General features: G+C 48.3%; 7 protein-coding genes. All 7 read right to left on the reverse strand.

The features are described from left to right. Window positions 1–14: 14 nt before the first annotated feature. On the reverse strand, window positions 15–7,586 hold the full coding sequence (locus ACFQ0C_RS17200) for an S-layer homology domain-containing protein (RefSeq protein ID WP_379368295.1): 7,572 nt from the start codon (window positions 7,584–7,586) through the stop codon (window positions 15–17). Between the two features lie 80 nt (window positions 7,587–7,666). Further along, window positions 7,667–12,979: a hypothetical protein gene (locus ACFQ0C_RS17205; RefSeq protein ID WP_379368296.1), complete on the reverse strand. Its 5,313-nt coding sequence runs from the start codon at window positions 12,977–12,979 to the stop codon at window positions 7,667–7,669. 259 nt (window positions 12,980–13,238) lie between these two features. After that, window positions 13,239–13,559, reverse strand: a complete 321-nt coding sequence (locus tag ACFQ0C_RS17210; RefSeq protein ID WP_379368297.1) for a hypothetical protein — start codon at window positions 13,557–13,559, stop codon at window positions 13,239–13,241. A 737-nt stretch (window positions 13,560–14,296) separates the two neighbouring features. After that, the gene (locus tag ACFQ0C_RS17215; RefSeq protein WP_379368298.1) at window positions 14,297–14,479 is read right to left on the reverse strand and encodes a hypothetical protein; all 183 of its coding nucleotides are present in this window, start codon (window positions 14,477–14,479) and stop codon (window positions 14,297–14,299) included. 35 nt (window positions 14,480–14,514) lie between these two features. Then, window positions 14,515–15,177: a S1 family peptidase gene (locus ACFQ0C_RS17220; RefSeq protein WP_379368299.1), complete on the reverse strand. Its 663-nt coding sequence runs from the start codon at window positions 15,175–15,177 to the stop codon at window positions 14,515–14,517. Between the two features lie 1,056 nt (window positions 15,178–16,233). Further along, window positions 16,234–17,343, reverse strand: coding sequence for a response regulator (locus ACFQ0C_RS17225; protein WP_379368586.1), 1,110 nt, complete (start codon window positions 17,341–17,343; stop codon window positions 16,234–16,236). Between the two features lies 1 nt (window position 17,344). Continuing rightward, on the reverse strand, window positions 17,345–20,458 hold the full coding sequence (locus ACFQ0C_RS17230) for an ATP-binding protein (protein WP_379368300.1): 3,114 nt from the start codon (window positions 20,456–20,458) through the stop codon (window positions 17,345–17,347). Window positions 20,459–20,531: the final 73 nt, after the last annotated feature.

The raw sequence follows: 20,531 nt of genomic DNA on the forward strand, positions 1-20,531 counted from the left end.
TTACAATTTGCACATTATCTTGGCGCCAAAAGCTTCTCCAGCCGGATCGCAATGGCTGCCGATTGCGCCCTTGTCAGCACGCCTGCCGCGTCCAGTCCCGCATCCGTTCCCAGAATGATGTCATTCTTGACGCTTATAGCTACGTCTCTTGCGGCCCATTCCGGCAATGCAGAACCATCGGCAAACGAACTTAAAATGCCTTTGACCTCTTCATTGCTAATGCGGCTTGCTACTCCCGCATAATCCAGCAATCTTCCCGCCATGACCATAGCCTGAAGTCTGGACAGCTCTTGGCCCGGCTTGAAGGTATTATCCTCATAGCCTTTAATAATTCCTTTTTCCGCAGCGATAGCCGCACTTCGCGAGAACCAATCCCCGCTTCTTACATCGGTGAATTGCGCGGAGGCTTCCTTGTTCATGAGCCCTGCCGTACGGAGCAATACCGTAGCGAACTCCGCTCTTGTCACCTGGTTGTCCGGAGCAAAAACTCCGTTATCTCTGCCAACCATAAGAAGCTTGGAAGCCGCTTCATCAATACTTTTCTTGCCCCAGAAGTTAGCGTCAACATCGTGGAAGGATGTCTCGCTTCCAATAAAGGCAATGCTTCCGTCGCCCGTCAGATTGGCCTCCACATAAGCTTTGTCACCGGACATATTCAGCTTCCACGGGATGGTCGTCCAGTTCCCGTTGCTATCCTTGAGAATCACTGCCTTAAGCTCCCCTGCCGCAACATCATCAGGAACCGGTATTTTGACAGTCACATAGCGGTCATCCTTGAAAGGAAGTTTGAAGGCCACTCCCTGTCCCAGCATCCGGGCACTCATTCCGGCGGCAAGGTCTTTGAGGCTTTGAACCTCAGACCCGCTGTTTTTGGCGATTTTCACCTGAGAACCATCGGCGCCTAACAGAAACGAATTCGCACTTAGCAGAACAGAGGCCAGAGGTGTGTCAAATTGGATCGCCCGATCTTCTTTCACATTTTTATCCAGATTGAAGATAAAGGTATGAGCGGATGTGTCGTTCGCCACGATCCGGTTCTCTCCAGCGTTCAGCTCTTTGCCTGTGAGGGATAACGTCAACACGCCATCCGATTGCTGTCCGGCAATCTGTTTTCCGTTCAATGTCAGAGTCGCCGATGTGGAACCACCGCCGAAGCCGCCACCGCCGCCACCGGTACTGCCTCCAGTGCCGCCACTGTTAACTGGAGTCCAGACCTGAGCAGTGATTTTTGAACTTGTCCCCAGAGTTCGCTTATCTTCGATGCTTCTCTTCGCGACAACCACATAATCTCCGCTCACAGCCGGGATGATCATATTGGAAGGCAGAACAGTCCAGCCCGACAAGTCGTCGTACATTTTAGGCACATTGGCGCCCACCTTGTACACCAGCTCCGCTCCAGCCATATTTCCGGCGTTCGACACGCTGATTCTGGTTTTACCAGCAGTATTGTCGATTTTACTCGAAGTCACCGACAAGGCTTCCAGCAAGTCAGGAACCTTCACGACCGTCATGGAGCTTATCGTCGTATCTTCGGACACGTTATAGCTGGCGCTAACGATGCTGGAGCCGGATTTCACCGCCTTCAGCGTTCCATCTTCCCCGACTTCAACCGCCTCTCCCATATAGCTTGAGAAGCTCAGCTTGTTCAGATCTTCGCGAGGGACTGGCACCTCCTGATAGCTTACATTGCCCGCTGCGTCCTTCCCGGTCGAATATTTCAGGTAAGCTGCCACATGTTTCGTTTCTCCCAACGCCATGTTCGACGGTTTCTTCAGAACGAGGGCTACCGGTGCCTTAAAGGCGTTATTGGTCACATCGACAACTGCCTCGTTTCGATTCCCCGCTCCATCCACCGCGACAAAATTCAGCTTGACCAAGGGCTCCTTGCTTGATACAGGCACGGTTCCCGCGAATGTGCCGTCAGGCTGCACCGTGATACGGGTGCCATTGACGGTAAGTTCAGCATCATTGCTGGTCGTTCCCGATACGGCAATGCTTCCGTTCGAAGTCCTGTCCCCTGTGCCAGGAGAAGAAATATAGATGACAGGTGCGGTGGTATCCACCGTCAAATACAGCATCGTAACGGAGAAGTCGCCCGTATGTTTGTTCTTCGCCCTCAGCTCGATGCCGTAGGTGCCGTCTGTTGGAAAGCCGCTCAGATTCAATACGCCCGAGCTGCCGCTTCCTTGGCCCGAAAGCACCACGGATGTGATGCTTCCCTCCGAGTAAATGGCTTCCACCTCTACATCCTGCTGATCGGAGACAAGCTCGATGCGTTGGGTTGTATTTGCGGTGAGCACCGTCATCGATTTCCCCTCGGCTCCCATCTTGCCCGTAGGAGACGAAAGCTTCGGCTTACTCGGTACAGGCAACAACGTTCTAACGGAATCCACCCTGTCCGACCTATGCCAATTCTCGTGTTGATCCATGCTTTTCGGAGGCTTGACAGCCGCCGTGACGCCAATTACATATTCATTTCCGGTTTCAAGACCCGTATATTTCAACGGCATCCCTGCGGAATTTTCCGAGAGGGAGTCATGATTCACCTGGCTGGAGGTGGAAACGGCATTCCACCCACCAACACGGATATGCTCATATTGCCCGGAGGTTTCATTCCAATACTTCTGAAGCTCTTCCCCTTCAAGCGTGATGCCGCCGAATTGAGGATAGGCTGAAAGCTTTCCTCCGGCTGATTCCTGAAGCGCGTCGATATAATAGCTCTGCGGGTATCCCTTCTGTTCCGGTTTTCCATTGCCAGGCTTGAAGGATAGATCAAAATATCCATTGCCGACCGGAACAATCTTCACCTGACTAACCGATTCAGGGGCCAGCGGGTCAACGATGCGGAACTTCTCCGCGGAGCTTTTGGTTGAGAAGCCGGCTACGGAGTGCAGCTCCGCTCTCAGATAATAATCTCCCTGGCTGATCAATCCGCGTATATCTTCCATACCACCCAGCAGTGGTACCTGGCTGACATCCATGATCTTGCTGCCGGTACCCGTTGAATCGACCGGCACATCTTTGGCTATCAGTATTCCCGGGTCTCCGACAGCCGGCACTTTAACCGTTTGGCCGTTGCTGTCTTTTGCCGTAGCCATCTCCCCGGTAACCGCATCCTTGGAGAGATAGAGACTGACGGTATCCCCGTTTTTGGCATTGCCAACCTTCCAGGAAGCTTTAAACAACTTGGAATCCGAGGTATCCGGAGTCAGCTTGATTTCTTCCAAAGTAGACGGAAGAGGCACGTTCAGCAGCTTGGTCTCCACAGTCTGGTTAGCATACAGAGTCCAGTTTCCTCCCTTGACCACCTCTTTGGGAATAGCGACATACGCTTTTCTCCGGTCCGTTGTGCCTTCTGACGGAGAGCCCTGAATAAACTGGGTGTACCCCGGCAAATGTCCTTTTTCAGCGACGGTACCCGACGATGCGGACGCAGCACCCGCCTCATAGAAGACAACCGGATATTGGGTTCCGCGCGTATTGTCCCGCAAAGTCAGCTCAGGAGTTTTTTTGTCGAAATACTCCACCTCCAGCAAGCCGTTTCCAGTCACGCTTCCCATCGGAAGCACGTGATTTTTGCCGCCGTTCGAAACGGTAATTCCGCCGATGCCGACATCCATCGAACCATTATCCAGAATGCTGACGCCATCTCCCGCGCTGCGATATTTGATCTCATGCAGTTGATTTTCGGCCCACACCTTGGACGTAGCCACAGGCTGAATGCCTTCCCCGATCACGACCAGCTTCGGTCTGTCCTCCTGATTCTGCAATTGGAGGTAAGCAACACCTTCCGGCAAGCCTTCTCCCGAGGTGCCGAATTCCAGGTCGCCGCTCCAGTAATAGGTTATGCCCACTTGGATCATGATGAAGCCGATGCCGATACCGACGCCGCCCCATATTTTATCGTTGTTCAATCCCATGAATACGCTGCCTACAGGAATGCCTCCAACGATGGGAACTTTCGACGGAATTTGCACCTTCGCACCGACAAATCCTGAGAAATCGATACGGTTCTTCTCCAGATTTTGACCGATGAAGATTTGGGCGTTTCCGATAATGACATTCCAGCCGAATACATCGAGCTCGGCCTCGGCCCGTACAAACCACGGGGTCGACCATTGCGCTTCGATCAGCGCCATAGTCAGCATCTCGAGTCTTTTGGACGTAGGGCTCGGAGCATAGTCAAGCTTTCCTTCGAGCTTGATTCCTGTCATCCTCAGCAGCAGATCGATGGAGCCGTAGAATGTGGCGGGTGGCAATCCGAACTTAATATCCACCCCGGCTCCTATGGTTAGGGGCACATCACTACTGCCTCCGGCGATCGTATCCGCCAGCTCTCGAATGGAACCTCTTACGCCCGTCAAATACGTGGCTCCGGTGATGAGAATGCCCGGGTCCATATCCTCGGCGCCAAAAGCAATGACATCGGGCAGCACTCTGCCGTCGGTCACTTGCTTGAACCCGATTTCTGCGCTTATCGTGGCGATGTTTTTGAGCTCTGCATTAAATTTCATTCCATACTTATTAGAGATATCCGGCATCTTCTGTACATAGTGGGTGACATAAAACTCTCCCGCCACATCCCCCGTCGTTCCCGCACCCTTGATGACCTTCTCTTTTCCTTTAGCGTCTTTCTCCCCTGTTTTTTTGTTCTGGGACGACAGTAGACCCATATCCTTGTCCAGATTGAATTTCAAAGCAGCGTCCACGCCTACAAAGCCCTTTTGGCTAAAGAGCACATCCTTAACCTCCGGCTCAAGCACCTTGAGATTCAAGGTACCGGCAAACGAAACCCCATCCTCGCGAAGCAGAAAATCGCTCAAAGCCAAGGAAAGGCCGCTGATAGAAAATCCTGGGGTCGCATACATGCTGTATTTGTTGAAATAAACTTTATCGATCGCAAATTGCCTCAGCGGATTCATTCTTTCTCTTGCCGCGCCAACCGCCCATTTGAACGCGCCGTTCAAGGTGCTGTCTTCAGGGTTTTCCTTGGCTTTCTTGGCCTTCTCTTCGGCCAGCTTCTGGCGGGCCCTCTCATCCTTCGCATCCTGTTCTTCTTGGCTCAGTCTGAAAGTCTTTTTGAAGCTGTTGTAGAAGTCCAGAGTCCACTCTCCGCGGTAGAATAGGAAGCCGCTGTTGTAGATGGTGAGATCGCCGTCTCCTTTGACAAACAAAGTGCTTAAAAACGGAAGATCGCTGCTCATGCCCAGTGCTTCGAGCTTTCCTTTGGAAAACACGATGTCCTTGCCCTTGTAAGCTACCGTTTTGTTGATAATAGCCGGTTCCGTCTTCGTATCGACCACGTATTCCGCTTTGTCCCCGCTGCCGATCTGCTTGATCATGCCGCGAATTTCGACCAGCATCTCGTCGCCGCTGCTCTTGCTTCGTTTCAGCTCATCTTCGCTTTGGAAGGTCTCGATCCGATAAGCGGACACATTTTGAAAATCGACCAACCCAACCTCGTCATAAGTAGGGTCTATCGCCTTGCTGGCCGCCACAAGCGCGGTTTTGAAAGTAGCAAATTTCGTTACATCCGCAGTCAGTTGGCCGATATTGGCCACATTGTAGCCTGGGTATGCCCGGTTTACTTCGGCCAGCTTGGCGCTCGGATTCACCACGTCGCCCAGAGCGTTCACCCTCAGATCGAGGGTCGTTTTGGTGACCGTCAAAATCTTCGCCTCGCGGATTCTCGCTTTATCGTTATCTGTAACCCGGAATGATTTCGGGGTTTTGACGCTGTACATGGCAGACATTTCCTCATCTGCTCCACCCTTAAAATCAATTTCCACCCGATACTCGCCAAGAGGAAGCCCTGGTCCTAGACCCGCAGCCAGCACCTTGCCATAGTCATCCACCAGATCACCGGTACGATACGTAATCCGCATATCACCCGTAAGGCCTTCGTCCGTAGGTTGGATAATGACCGAATCCTTGACCGGGACCTTGTATCGTTTTCCCGTCAGCACCTCTCTAAAGAACAGGTCGAAGTTGGGAGCTACGTTTTGATTTCCCGTGTTATACGCCTCGATATTGGACATATTGAGCGTGATATATTTTTCATCCTTGCTGTATGCCTCCTCCGGAGACATGGCGTACACGTAAGTAGGCGTTGACTTGCCTACCGGGGGCAAGAAGACGAACCCTCCTTTGGAGGACGTATATTCCGCCTTTATTCCCTCATCCTGGATCGTTTCCACCTTTTGGCTTGTCTCGGGGCTTTTGGCCGTAAGCAAGTATTGCTTCACTGTTGGCCAGGCCCTGCCCTTGGCTTTCACCTTGAAGGATACGGAGACGGTTTCCCCAGGCTTGTATTTGGGCTGGATACCTTGGCTCGCCTCCTCCGGCGTAGCCTCTTTCCGGAGAATCAAGTTGGTCGACCTGTAAGGGCTCGTCATGGCGTTGCCCTTAGCGTCTCTGACTATATTGCCCCGTTCATCCAGCTGTACAAAATCAAGGCCGCCGTCGAGCGTGAGCTCCAGATCGATGTAGGAATGCTGCATCTGAAATGACTGAAGATTTTCCACCTCAGCTATGATGTTGAAGATGCCCTCGTCCTGATAGGCGCTTCCGTCATCGAGAGTGGCAAGCTGCTCCACAGGGTCCAGATACCGGATGGAGAACACCTTGTCCGGCTGGATAATTTCCCCTAGACCATACACGGTTTCAAAGCTTTTGGCACTGCCTGCGGCGACTATTTTAGGATTCCAGTAGAGGGCCACCGCAGCATCGGCGGTTCCGTAATCATTGGTATCCCGGGTAAAGTCCAGGCTCGGGTTTACCGTGTAATCCCATTTCGTATTGGCGAGTCCAGCCCAATGTCCGACGATCATATCGTCTACGATGTTGACATTTTTTTCGGAGAAATTGTTGAACCCGTAAGCAATCACATTGGTCGCCAAAGGATTGGTCAAATCCAGGCTGTCCCTCATCACCCAGTAAGGGGGGAGCTTATACAGCGCCCTCTCCCTCTCCGATATGTTAGGGTCATCCTCGGGATTATGAACCAGTTTTCTTTCCACTGTAAGAGGCGATTTAAAAGAGGTGCCGATCTGGAAGGCCGGACCGTCATTTCCCCCCACCATCGTATCCAGCAGCATTCTGCTTCCGACCTGAACATCGGCGCCTGTGCTGTTCAGAACCTCGTATCTTACATTCACATTGCCGGCATTTTGTTTGTCCGACGAATTTGTGTAGAGCATCAGAATCTGCTTGATTTTAACTCCCTTGATTGTCCACACCGTTTCAATCTGCTTGGTTCCATCGGTGTTGACCACAATCTGGGGCTGAGTCACCTCGGAAAAGAAATCGACCGCAAATTTATAAGGATTCCCGAAAATATAGTCCGTTCCGTCGATCCGAAAGGTGGTGAAGGACGTCTGCGGATCATCCCCGCCGAACAGCATATTGACGCCCTTGTCTTTCTTCCTTACAGGCTGTCCTCCCTCCGTGCGTATCCCGAAGCGCCCCGATTTATTGTCGACGGTAACTTTGATGAAGTCGTTGGAAATCGTCGTTACCCCGGACTTCTGTATTTCCTCAGCCAGTGCAGCTACAGGAGCCACGTTCATGAGCAATGATATAAGCATGATATAAACCATCCATGCAAAGAGCCTTTTTCTCAAGCTTTTCATAATTGTTGTTACTGCCTCCTTAGCCTGTCTCGGATTTATCGACCCATGTTTCCTATAAAGAATGTGGTATACTCCCTCTCTCTTTCCTGTGTTCTGACAATGAGGGTATACCAGCCCGTTTTAGGAAACTCGACGGTGAAGGATTTCTGTAGAAGCTCCTCCAGGGATAGACCCTGCGCGACATATTTCATCTGACCTTCCCGGTAAAGTCCGCTTTGGTAGTAAACATCGTAGGTTCCCCGCTCGTTCGCCAGCGTCTCTCCGGCTACATTCATCAGATTGTATCTGGATATTTTGAAGTTCACGACATTCGTGTCAAACAGCACCTTCTCCGATTGGCTTGCGGAAATCAGAAGATCATTCCCCAGGATCATGAGGCCGTCGCCAGGCAGCACGTATACTTTCTGTTCAGCCGTAGATATATTGCCTGCTTCGTCCCTGGCCGTATAAGTCACGGTTTGTCCGCCGACCTTAGATAAATCCAAAGTGCTGACCTCCACGGCAATGTTGCCCGGCTTGGACCGGTCATCGGTCACAGTAAAACCTCCAAGGTCGGTTAAAGCGTTGAAATTTGGCTTGTTCCGCTCGACAAAAGCAATCAGCTTGTTCAGAGTAATGACGGGAGGCTTGTTGTCAAGTCCTTGTACAACGATTGGCAGCTTGTTGACGTTGCCCAGAGAATCGCTGATCGCCAGGGTAGTCTCACCATTCGCCGCGTAAATTTTGGAATAGCTGTAGTTTCCGTTTGCATCGCTAAGCAGGTTGGTGTAATCTCCGTTGCCGTCCTTTGCACGAGCGGTTCCCAGGAACACCTGGTTAGGAGCCTGTACACGACCGGATAAGGTGACCTTCATCCTGCCTTGGGCAACCTTAACGCCGTCGATAACTACGATGCGATCGCTTTGCAGTAAATTTCCATCATCATCCACAAACTCGTACTTGATGCTGTCGGGATTGGGCAAGAAGGGAATGATGGTAGAAACTTCATCACCTAAGACTGCCGAATTGCCTGCATCGTCGACTATCGTAAATTTCGCTTCTCCGTTTTGATAAAGAACCGTACCGTTTGTGCCTCTTACAATCTGGAAATTTTTAGCTGCAGGATTCGGCTTCTCGACATTCAGCACAACCCCTTGGGACAACAGAACATCTCCATTGCCGTCTTGTATCGTTTTGAACGTGTTGCCTCCGTTTTCCCCGTAGGCATAAGAGCGTACGATTCTCGCTTCCGGTGGGGTCTTATCTATGTTGTAAACCGCTGCCGTGACAGATCCCGCGTTGCCTGCCTCATCCTCAAACATAAATGTAAAGCTTCCGTTCTCGTTGAAGGTGTAAGCGAATCTTCCTTCATTGTTTAACACCTTTACATGCTTGGATGTTTCCAGCCTTGCAATTACATGGCTATTGGTATTGGCTGTCATGGAATATTCAATGCTTCCTTCAGGAGGCACGGAGTCCATATTGTCCACTACCACCAAGAGAGTATCCGCTCTTGTGCTGTCTGTCAGGTCCGACAGATCGAAGGAGTAAACTCCGTTCTGGGCGATGCTGAATTTGTTGCCCTTGATCCGTGTAGGGTCAGCCGGGTTGAGTCCTGCTGAAGGTACCGCCTTAATGCCTGCCGGAACCTTCAACTCCAGAACAAAGTTTTCCGGCTTCACAGGACGTAATGTGCTGTGTGATGCAATTGCATATATCGGCTCATCGATGGAAACGGAACCCGCATTCAAGCTTATAGCCGGGCTTTCCGCGCCTCCCGGGCTTCTGAACTTGGCCTTGAGGAGGAAATGCTCGGGATTTCGGTCCTTAAGCCCCCCTACTTCGATAAAATTGGAGTAAGGAAGCCATCTGCCCCAGGAATTTCCGCCGTCCGTAGAAATGGAGTATCTGTAGCCTGCCTTCATGGGATTTTCCAGGTTCAGCCTCACGACCGCCGTATACCCATTGTTAACATCCTCGTACATATAAAGCAGATCCGAATTCACAGCAATAGGAATTTCCACTGCTGGTTTTCGAGATATCCTGAATGCTCCTGTGTGTGCTACCGCGCTGTTGCCTACGGCATCCTCGCTCAGCACGTAAAGCACATAGTCGGCCGTTTCGCCCGGAGACAAGCGCGTAGAATCAATCGTCACCGCTCCATCCGCCGGAAGCTCCACCCATCCGCCGGAGTCCTTCGCAGGCGCCTGAGCGTCCGATCTTAACCATTGGTATTTCTTTAATGCCACACCGCTTAGCCGATCGGTTACGGTCACGACAACACTCTGCTGCTCGGAGGGGTAAGTGACGCCGTTTTTGCTAAACGTGATTTGCGGAGCTTCGTTGTCCGCCAGGTATTGTTTGGAATACGTATAGTACCTTTCTACGCCCGCTTCCTTGACCTTAACATAAACGCCATAAGTCCCGTTGATTCTGGGATCGGCGGCTATTACATACATGCCGTTCCCGCCCCCGTAGACGGCATTGCTCACAGTGCCGTAAACGGAACCGCTCACCGTACCGTAAACGGACTGGGCGACGGAAGGATAATCGGCGGGAGGAGTCAAAGATCCCGTCACGGCGTACCTGACGCTCTCTACATTGATTCCGTTAATCGTGAAGCGGACCTCCGGGCTCTTCATGTATTTGCCGTTCGTTTCCGGATAGAAGGAGGTGGTAACCTTCACTGAGGAATCTACAGTTACAGAGGCGCTCATCTTTTCAATGGTCTGATTGCCCGCCTTGTCCACTGCCTTCACAGCCAATTGATAGGTTCCATCCTCCGGCACATGATTGAAGGTCGTGATTTCACCGCTCGCCGGGAAATCCAGCCAGTCTATTTCTTGCGGTTCAGTCCCCTGCTTGACCCATTGGAATTGCTTGATTCCGACGCCGCTGTGCTCATCGGTAACGGTCACCTGCACCTTAACCTCCGGCGTGTTATTCCCGCTGAGCGCTCCAAAGTCGACTTTCGGCTTTTTGTTGTCCAAAAGCAGCGTCGCTTTTTCATACGTCCAGTTGGAATCGTCTTTCTTGAAGTCGTCAATCGGCCATTCCGAATAATTTCCTACCTGCACCAGCGCCTTGTCCTCGGCATATTTTTCGGCATGCGCATCGGAAGCGCCGGAATTATTCGCTTTGTATTCGGCAATCCAGCTGTTGAAAACCGGAGCGTTAGCCGTCTTGAATGTCTTCATTTTGCTATATTGCATCAGCTCTCTTGCCGCATCCCAGGTCATGTCCCCCGTCCAGGTATGAAGATACCAGGCTCCGCTGTTCTCTGCTGCTAATGCGTCTGCCGGTGGATCGATAATGTTCGTTTTATTGTTGGCCACTTTGAACGTTACGGTATTGCCGGGGTACAATTCTTCCCCGGGCTGATTGGCCGTCAAGGAATACCGCTTGATTGCGGCAAAGTGGTCCCCTTCCTTCCCTGCGAACGGATCGGCAGAGCTCTGACTCCACGTATAGTACACCAGCCCCACCTCCGGTGATTGCCCGGGCTGTGCTCCTGTCATGTTGCCGGGACGGTAGATGCCTTTGCTGGGCCGTTTAGCGAAACTTTGATCCGGATCAAGGGAAGGCACCTTAATGTCCGGGTCGGTGGCATCAATGGAGACTTTTCCGGCTTTTCCATATACGGCATCGGTAGCTCCTCCCGAAGCATACCGGAAGCTGGTCACGGGCGGCGTATTGTCAATGGATAGTTTTGCCTCGTCGATCTTGGTTAGAGGTATCGCTTTGGACGGGTCCGGGGAAGGAGCTTTGTCCATGTTGGCCTTATCCATCAGCAGGTTGCCCGCGTAATCCTGAATGACCCCTGTATCCGTCCCTTTTGCTTCATGGGTCAACGCGATCACTTTTAACAGCGGGGTTTCCACATTCAGACCGGGAGGAATGGTCATTTTAAATTTCCATAGTTTCGTGTTCGGTCCCGTATTTTCCTGGGCGGCGTATTTGGCCTTCATTCCATTATTGAATAAAAGATACAGCCCTTCCTCCGACAACCCCTCTTTGACTATGGTTTCTTTGGTAAGCTCTACGGTAAATTCAATCTCTTTCCCTTCATTTAAAACAAGTCCAGTAGGAATTTCCGGTGTAATGCCGTTGCCTGTCAAATTATATTGAGGAGGTACGGCGTCCGGGATAATCGCGTAGCCTTTGTTGCCAGCAGCGGCATAATTAAACGGATTGACATCCTTATTGCTTAAGAAACTTGAACTGTCAGCGCTCGCTTTCAAGAAGCCCGACATATCGAGCGGGTTTCCCGCCGCATCGTAATAACCTGCTCCCTGCAGCCTTTCCTTCATGCTGTATTCGTTCTGCGATTTGGTTTCCAGATCTCCGCCGTTGCCGATCGGAATATTGCCGGAATGATGATAATCCGCGACTTTGTATGTATAGGGAAGCTCTTTGATAAATTTGAAGCCGCTAGTATCCAACCCAAACGGATTTTCGTATTTCATAGAATTTTCATAGAAGCCCTCAGGCAAACTCATGCCCTGCTGTGTGTTGTCGGTAGGCAGACCGATGCCAGGCGGCACCGTGTACAGCAAGTGCTTATCGAATAATTTCTCATTATTGAAATTGGTTGCTCTTACGGACTTACTGAAGTTGTATTGAAGCTGAATGGACTTGTCCTTTTTCAAAAACAGCTGCGTCTGTCCTAACTTGTTAACCCTTTCCACACCGTCGGACTTAAACGTATAATTCGTAATCGTAGGCAGCTGGATATCGGCAAAATACAAGCGAAGACCTTCCACGGTTGTACTTGTGCCCCCCGTCTCCGTTTCAATCGAAATCTCATCGTTCGGCCCGAAGCTTATCCAATCGGAATCTAAATCATATTTGTCAGATTCGCTTGGCGTAGAGTGCTGATACCAAGTATCAACTCCGTTTATATAGAGATGAATGTAAGCGCCATGATCGCTTGAGCTGTTCAATTTCTTGACTTTAAGCAGCAACTTTGCATTCCCGCCTTCCGCCAGCCGTTTCAGTCCCGGAATTTGGGCAATTTTTATTGTCCCCTTGAAGGAACTCGTATGATCAATATCTTTAGTCGTAAATCCAGCATCCTGACAGTTAGTGACTTTGTCGCCATCAACCTCAACGGTTACACCCGGATTATCTCTACATAGAAAAAACATATAAAAAAAATTCGGTGTACCCTCACTGAAATCAAAACTCCTCGTCCATGTTGGCATATCACCGCGGTTAACAATTTTGAACATTTGGTTCACGCGAACGTCTAAATATTGTGGTTGCGAGTCAGCTTTCGCCACATTCATGGATAAATGGGAAAGCAGCGTCGTCATCAGCATACACGCCACCAGCAAGATTGAAATTCGTTTTGCGATCCGTCGATTCACGCTCTAACCTCCTGATTGTATTGGGCTGATCCGGAATGAATTCCGTCATCACCCGATGGATATGTTACGTATTTACGGCAGGATGAATATTGTTCTGCTTGCGAAAGAAGACTGAAAAGATCCCTGCAGCGCTCGCTTATGTTTCGCTTTCACCCGTCCGTTGCCATCAGCTTCGTCATTTCCCCAAACCTTTACCGAGTTTCTTCATTCTCTAATCCACTCCTTGTCTGCTGTACAACTCCTGTCTACACGCTAATGTTCATCTTGCTCCAGCACCTGCATCACCGCTTGCGAGTCTTCTGCCAGATAAATACCGTTCATCGTGCGCAGAGGTATAAACGGAAAGGGCCGCTCGGTCCCCGAAGCTTCTATTAGGGGGGACAGCTTCAGTACCGCCGTATCCGCCAGGTCGCTTTCCGCAACAGTTCGGCAAGGTACAACGGAAGCGTCGTTCAGTACACATTCGATGCTGTCCCCCCCTCACTACATGATGAGCAGTCAATGCTGTGCCGTCCGGACGGATCAGAAGACCAGTACCCACATCTTTTACAGTGCCGTCAGAACCGAAATACTCGGACATACAATATTACTTGTTCCACAGAGGCATATAGGCTTCTCCCGTCATGTTTGTCCGGAGGGTCTGCTTGCGTAATGGAAAACCCGCCAAGAAACAGGAACAATGCCAAGAGCGCAAACATCAGTTTGTTTCATTTCGACATCCCCTTTGTGACTTTAGTCGCAGGACTTTCGGCAATACCTAACCCATTATACATAACGGTTCTCTCAAAATTCTCACAAAAAGTCGAAAGCTGACAGAACGTAGATAGACATCGTTCGACAATGCGTTTCCAGTTTTATGGGTTCCATAACGAGTTTGAACGGAATGTGATTGTAGATCGCGTTACAATGGGAATGACAGTAAGGACGTGACAAGGAAAGGCTAACGGCGGCAGTTGCTTCGGTTACGATAACATCGATAAGATGCTGATCGTTAATGAAGCGAAGGCTGCAATTGCCCGAGAGGTATTTAAATTAGCGGAAGAAGGGCGCGGGTGGAGAAACGGATAACAGAAAGACGGTTTTCATGAAGCTATCATTTCAACAGAACTTTGGGAGACGGTGCAGAGTATACGTGTATGAGCTTGCTGAGAGCTTTTTCCCAGATGTTGATATAACGATCACACATTTGCAAAACATACGATTCCCTAGCTGAATCTGAGCTTCTCATTATCGATCGATAACCGAATTCACCTGCATTACCCTGTTGCAAATTTTCTCTCGAATCTCCCGTTCCTCCACTTGTTAAGCCCTTGTTATTTAACGTTGCTTCATAGTCTTCTGATCAGCATAGAAATCGACAATCCAGGTCTCAATCCAATGTTTATCTTGCAATTCATCAACTTGATATATATAAGCCTCAGCTTTTTGCGGGGTTGAGAATACTGCTGCTATCGTTTCATGCGTTTTATCCATTCGCTTTTTGACAATGTAGACATTCATCAAAGTTTATCCCTTTCCCCTCATTTATTAGCTTTTTATCTTTCACTCTCCATCATTTTGTTGATATTCTCTGTGTTAACGACCAAATGAATATTGTTCATTGTACGAAGGGAACCCGAAATGATCCCCATAACATTTCCGTATTTATCAAAAACAGGCCCCCCCGACATACCATTAACAATCTGTGCAGAAACAAGGATTCGATCTCTGCCGTTAATCTGAGCCCGCGGGCTGTTGACAATGCCTTCCGTAATAATCTTCGTGTCTTTCATCGGATAACCTATAGCAAAAGCTTTCTCTCCATGCCTTACTGTGCTTGTACGAAGATTTAAATAGGGGTAGCTCTCCTCTCGCCCCGAGCTGTCAATATGGGGTTTTAGCTTCAGCACGGCCGCATCAGCCGTTTCGTCTTTGACTGCAATCCGGCAGGCTACTTCCAGCTTTCCTTCATACAGCGCGCAAGTGATTCGATCCGCATCATTCACTACATGATAAGCAGTTAACGCTGTGCCGTCCCCTTTGATCAGAAAACCCGTCCCAACATCTTTCAATGTGCCGTCAGCTCGAAATACCCGTACATAGAAGACAGCAGGATTGGCATACTCATACAGCTCTTCTGCATCATACGTTTTGGGAGGGTCTGCCCCTGTAAGCGAAAAGTGATTTAAAAATAGGTACAATGACCCTATTATAATCACCAAAAATTTACTCCATTTCTGCAAACAATTCACCTCATCTCCTATAAAAACGGATCCCAAGTAGTAAGCTCCAATCATTGGATTAGTTCGGAATCCCTTTTCTACTCAGTTCAACATTATATAGACGCATTCTCTCAAAATTCTCACAAACCTCGAAGTAATTGTCGAATGAAGCCGAATGGAGAGGTTATTGGTAGCCATGAACTCCCTTGCCGTGTTCGACGTACGTACAGTTAGCTTCATTAATACTTCTAGTGAAGATATCACCTACACATAACCCTAAACAATACGCCAGTACTGCTCCACTCACGGAAGTGAAGGGTAATGCGGAAGTAATTGTTCCTTTATTACCTGAAAAGTCCATAAATCAGAGTGATAAGGGAACAGCCAGTTCCGTTATTGCTCTGTTTTGCGCATAAATGCTCCAATTTGGCCAACATAACGGAATTCACGCTTCCGCTATTGCCCCAGATTGGAGGCGGCTGATGGAATAGCGGAACTTTCCGTTCCGTAAAAATTCTCCTGGGCTCATCGCCACTATCCCTATTAAAATCCCCCTTGATCATGGGGTGCATTAAAGATCTTAAGCTCTAATCTTGCTCTAATGTAGCTCTAATCTAGCTCTAATCTAGTCAAGGCAGGTTACTCGCTCATTCTTCATTCCTTCAAAAAGCTTTCAGATCAAACCTCTTTCATTGAGGATACATTTCCAACTTAAAGGCAGCTTATCTTGCGAGATAAATAGAGTACCCTCGGCAAACTTATATTAGAAAGGACACGCTACTTTAGCGCTGTAAAACACTCACACTTTCTTCTATCGCCAAAAAAGCACAAAAAAACAGAGAGATAAGTTATCTCTCTGTTTTTGCGCTTATGGCTGGCTCCATTTACTCTGAATACAGGAAGTCCAACTTCCGCTATCCACTTAAAATGGAGGTTGCAAATCGCATAAAGGAACATTTGTTCCTCCGCCCCCCTCAGGGAGTCTTCTCCTTTATCCTAATCGTGGCATTCTATGGATGTTAGTCCTATTTTATAGTATCTAATTCACTATCACTATACCCCTATTCCCTTGTCATCCAAATAAGCCGCTACTCTGCTTCTCATTTCTAGTGACGGCTCCATCCCAAACTCCTTCCGGTATAGGGCTTCGAAATGATTATAATGCTTAGGAATTTGCTCAATCTTCCCACTAACAGCATAAAGCTGCATTAATAATTGATGCATCTCTTCATCCAATATGTATATCGACAAATAAGCATCCAGCTTCTTTTCAGCCTTGCTCCATTGTTGCGCAGCCATATCTGCTTGGACCAGATTGCGAACAAGTGAAGAAAACTGCTTGCTGTATACAACCTCAAGCTGAGCCTTCCACAAATAATCCTTTCGTTCCAAAAGGTGGCCGCGATATAAGGCACATAATCGTTCTGCTTGAGCCTCATTTTGTAAGCTTCCCGTTGCCGTCTTATGAAATTCCAGCAAATCATAACTGGTATTCATAGTCTCCAGCAAGTAGCCTTCATTGGTTTTGATAATATCCATCGCAATCTCATGCTCTTTCAATACCTTCTTCAAACGATATATGGTATTGTGCAGATTATGAGAAGCTCTATCTTCATTCATCTCAGGCCACAGCCAATCCGCCAAATGCCATTTGCTGATAACCTGATTCGGGTAACAAAGAAAAAAAGCGAACAGCTCTTCTGTCTTGCGTGTTGGCCAACGGACGAGCGCTCCTTGCGAATTTCTAACTTCAAATCCCCCGAAGCAACGTATAGAGGCAAGACCCGGCTGCTCTACAGCGGCTGAATGGCTATCGAGTTTCATTAAACGAGCCGTTATCCGCTCAATGGCATCTGGTGTTACAGGCTTGAGAAGATAATCGAAAGCATATACCTTGAATGCCTCCAGGGCGTATTCCTTATAGGCCGTAGTAAAAATAATCCGTGTGCGGTCAGAAATATCATTCATTCTTTGTGCCAGTTCGAGTCCATTTAGCTTAGGCATCTCCACATCCAGGAAAGCAATGTCCGGCTGCAGCTCGGTAAAGTTGGTCAGCGCCTCCAGCGGGTTGCTATAAGCGCCGATAATCGTAAAGTGCGGATTTCTCCCGATAATGACTTTCATTAATTCAAGAATTGGCTTTTCATCTTCCACAAGCAGCACCTTAAACAACTTTTTTACTCCTCTCCTCGATGGCCGGATGTTCCCTGACAGTCAGAGGCAAATACATGGTTACCTTCGTTCCGCGTCCCAATTCTGAGTTAACGATCATAGTAGCACCTGGAATCGAATCCAGGCGGCTTTTTATATTGGAAATACCTATACCACCGCTTGGGCTTTCACCACTGGCAATCTGATAAAGCGTATCATCAGGGATCCCTACCCCATCGTCTTCCACAATAATTTGCAAATACCGGTCCCCCTCCTGAATCGTCAACGTCACCATGCCATGTCCGTCCTTCTCGAACAACCCATGTCGAATGGCATTTTCCACAAACGGTTGAACGGAAAGGGAGGGGATTGCAAGATGTTTGAGGTTGTCCTCAACATAACATACAAAATCAAATCGCTCCCCGAAACGGGCCTTCTCGATCTCAACGTAAGCTTCAATCAATTCCAGCTCCTGGTTAAGTGTAACGAATAGCTTATCGCGATCCCTATCCAGAATATAACGCAAGTATTGGCTCAGCTTTGATAACAAATAAGCGGCCTTCTCTCCATCCGTGTAACAAAACGAGATGACACTGCTCAGTGCATTATACAGGAAATGGGGCTTGATCTGAGCTTGATGAAAGGCAAGTTTATTGTGAATAGCCTCTTGTATAGAGGTTTTCATCGTAATCAGCGTTTGAATTCTTGCGATCAGCGTCTCCGCTTCAAAGGGCTTGGTCAAATAATCATTGGCACCGACGCTAAAGCCAAGCGCGATATCCTGTGAAGTATCCTTGGCTGTCGCAAACAATATAGGCAAATCGAGAATCGAATAATTTACTCTCAGCAAACGGCAAAGCTCGATCCCGGAGGTGCCTGGCATCATTACATCCAATATAACGAGGTCGATCTGAGGATGCTCCTTCATTTTGACCAATGCTTCTTTAGCTGAAAATGCTGCGATCACATTATACCGATGCCTTTTCAGAATGTTCAGCAGGGTATGAATGTTGGATGCCTCGTCATCGACAATAAGAACGGTATAGGCATGCTGCTCCAGGCTATCCATGGGTTCAAGCTCCTCAGAAGCTCTTTCAGAATATAGATCGATCGAATAAAGATTATGTGGAACAGGCAATTGCTTGGCTATGTTCAGCAGTGTGAACGTCATGCGTGTCCCCTGTCCGACCTCCGTCCAATCGATCCCAATCTCGCCCCCCATACGTTCAACAAGCTTACGGCTTATATACAGACCGACACCCATTCCCGTATAACCGTCTTCCGGCAGCACTTCATCCAGCTGTTCAAAGTAATGAAATACTCTCGATTGCTTGTCTTCAGAAATCCCGGTTCCCGTATCAGCTACTGAGATATGAGCCATTCCATTGGAAACCTTTGAAGTTACTGTTATTTTTCCTTTTTCCGTATGCTTAATAGCATTGTGCACCAGATTGTACAAGATTTGCCGCAATCGGCTCTCATCCGCTTGTACCCAAATATCCACGGGAACCTGGTTATCCAGCTGTACCGTCTTACCCGCAAGTTCGAATTGCAAGACATCGAATACAATTTGAGTCACCGACCTCACCTCTACAACCGTCATCTGCAGTCTCAGCTCACCTTGCTTTAAGCGAGTAACATCAATCAAGTCCTGCATGAGCATAGAAAGCTTAACCGATGTATCCTTAACCAACCAAAGATTTTGCTTCTGTTTAGAGGTTAGATTATGTTCATCGTCATCCAGCAAATAAGAGGTTATATTCATAATTCCATGCAATGGGGTTTTAACCTCATGTGACGTATACATTAAAAACTGATCCTTAAGCTGATTGGTAACGGTAAGCTGATGCGTTAAAACTTCCGTTTTCTCATAGGCATTTGTAAAGCGGTAAGCAAGCATAACGTTCATAATGGTAATGAAACAGATAACGGCAACCTTGCCCCTTAAATTGGTTTGAACCACGTTCTCTGAATACAGTGACCCATCTACTAGATAGATTAGCAATGCTATAATAGCAACGATGAACAAGAAGAGCTCCTTACGTTCGGACGTTCCCCTGCCGCTAATGCTGAACAAGTATATCATTTTACCCAAAATATAAAGCGGAGCGATTGCCATGTATAAAAAGAACAAATACCTCACTTCATTATAAAGCGAATACGGCAGGATTATAATTGCAGCCAGATAACCTACAATAGGAGATAGCAGCCATATCCTATTTCTATATGATAAGAGACGGCTATCAATGGAACAGAAAAATAAAATGATAAATAATGAGCTAAGAAACTGACTTACATCCAATGCCTTGTAAACTATCTCAAAAGGAAAGTCCGGCTGCAGTCTCTGAAATATCTTTTCTCCGTACAATAGATGGATAGCAGATAAAGAGAATAAATACAGGCCGCTAAATAAATAAGTTTTCTCTCTGCTGCGCAGAAAGTAGAGATTAAGATGATAGGCGCCGAACATAACAAGAATCAGGATGATAGCTAGATCGCTGCCTAGCAATAAACCGTTCAGCATTGTGATATCCCCATTCCTGCCAAACTGGATTGAGTTCACAATACCCCCGGTAGCAAACATATAATTAGACACTTGTATAATGATATCAATTTCTTGGGCATTCGAATGAAAAAAAACACTGTACGGCGTATTCCCCGGCATATGTTCTTCCTTGACTGCTGCCGGGAATCCGCTGCTTCCCTCCAGCTTGCCATTGATATACAGCCGATGAGACATACGGATGCTGCTCAATTTCACTCCATATATGTCGTCAGCATCTTTAACAAGAACCTTGAGCCGATAAGTCCCGTAGCCTTTTCTGCTCATACCGACGTCTGCTTCATTTCCTCTCCAGGGGCCAGGAACAGATAGGTAAGAGACTTCGTTTCTTAAGCCTGCACGAAAATCTTTTGGCTCCAACAGCTCTCCCTTATAAAATTCCCATTGTCCATCCAGAGTCACCAGTCCTTGATTACTAAAATCCCAACCCCTTAAATCCAACACTCCTCGCTCCGCGGGTGGAATCTCCCGATTCGGGATCGTGAGCGAATAAATATGCTCAAACAATAGAGCAACTACAGTAAAGATCAGAACAATTCCAATGAGTTTGCCAAGGCTTTTCACCTGGACCCCCCTTCCCCACAAAATCACAAAAAAACTTTATAATCCATTCTATCATTTCAGACTCACAAAATAC

It is taken from the genome of Paenibacillus sp. GCM10027630, assembly GCF_042676305.1.
Lineage (GTDB): Bacteria > Bacillota > Bacilli > Paenibacillales > NBRC-103111 > Paenibacillus_S.

Coding starts and splice junctions, on each gene's coding strand:
- ACFQ0C_RS17200 (WP_379368295.1), bottom strand. CDS start 7,586: ATGCTTATATCATTGCTCATGAACGTGGCTCCTGTAGCTGCACTGGCT.
- ACFQ0C_RS17215 (WP_379368298.1), bottom strand. CDS start 14,479: ATGAATGTCTACATTGTCAAAAAGCGAATGGATAAAACGCATGAAACG.
- ACFQ0C_RS17210 (WP_379368297.1), bottom strand. CDS start 13,559: ATGTCCGAGTATTTCGGTTCTGACGGCACTGTAAAAGATGTGGGTACT.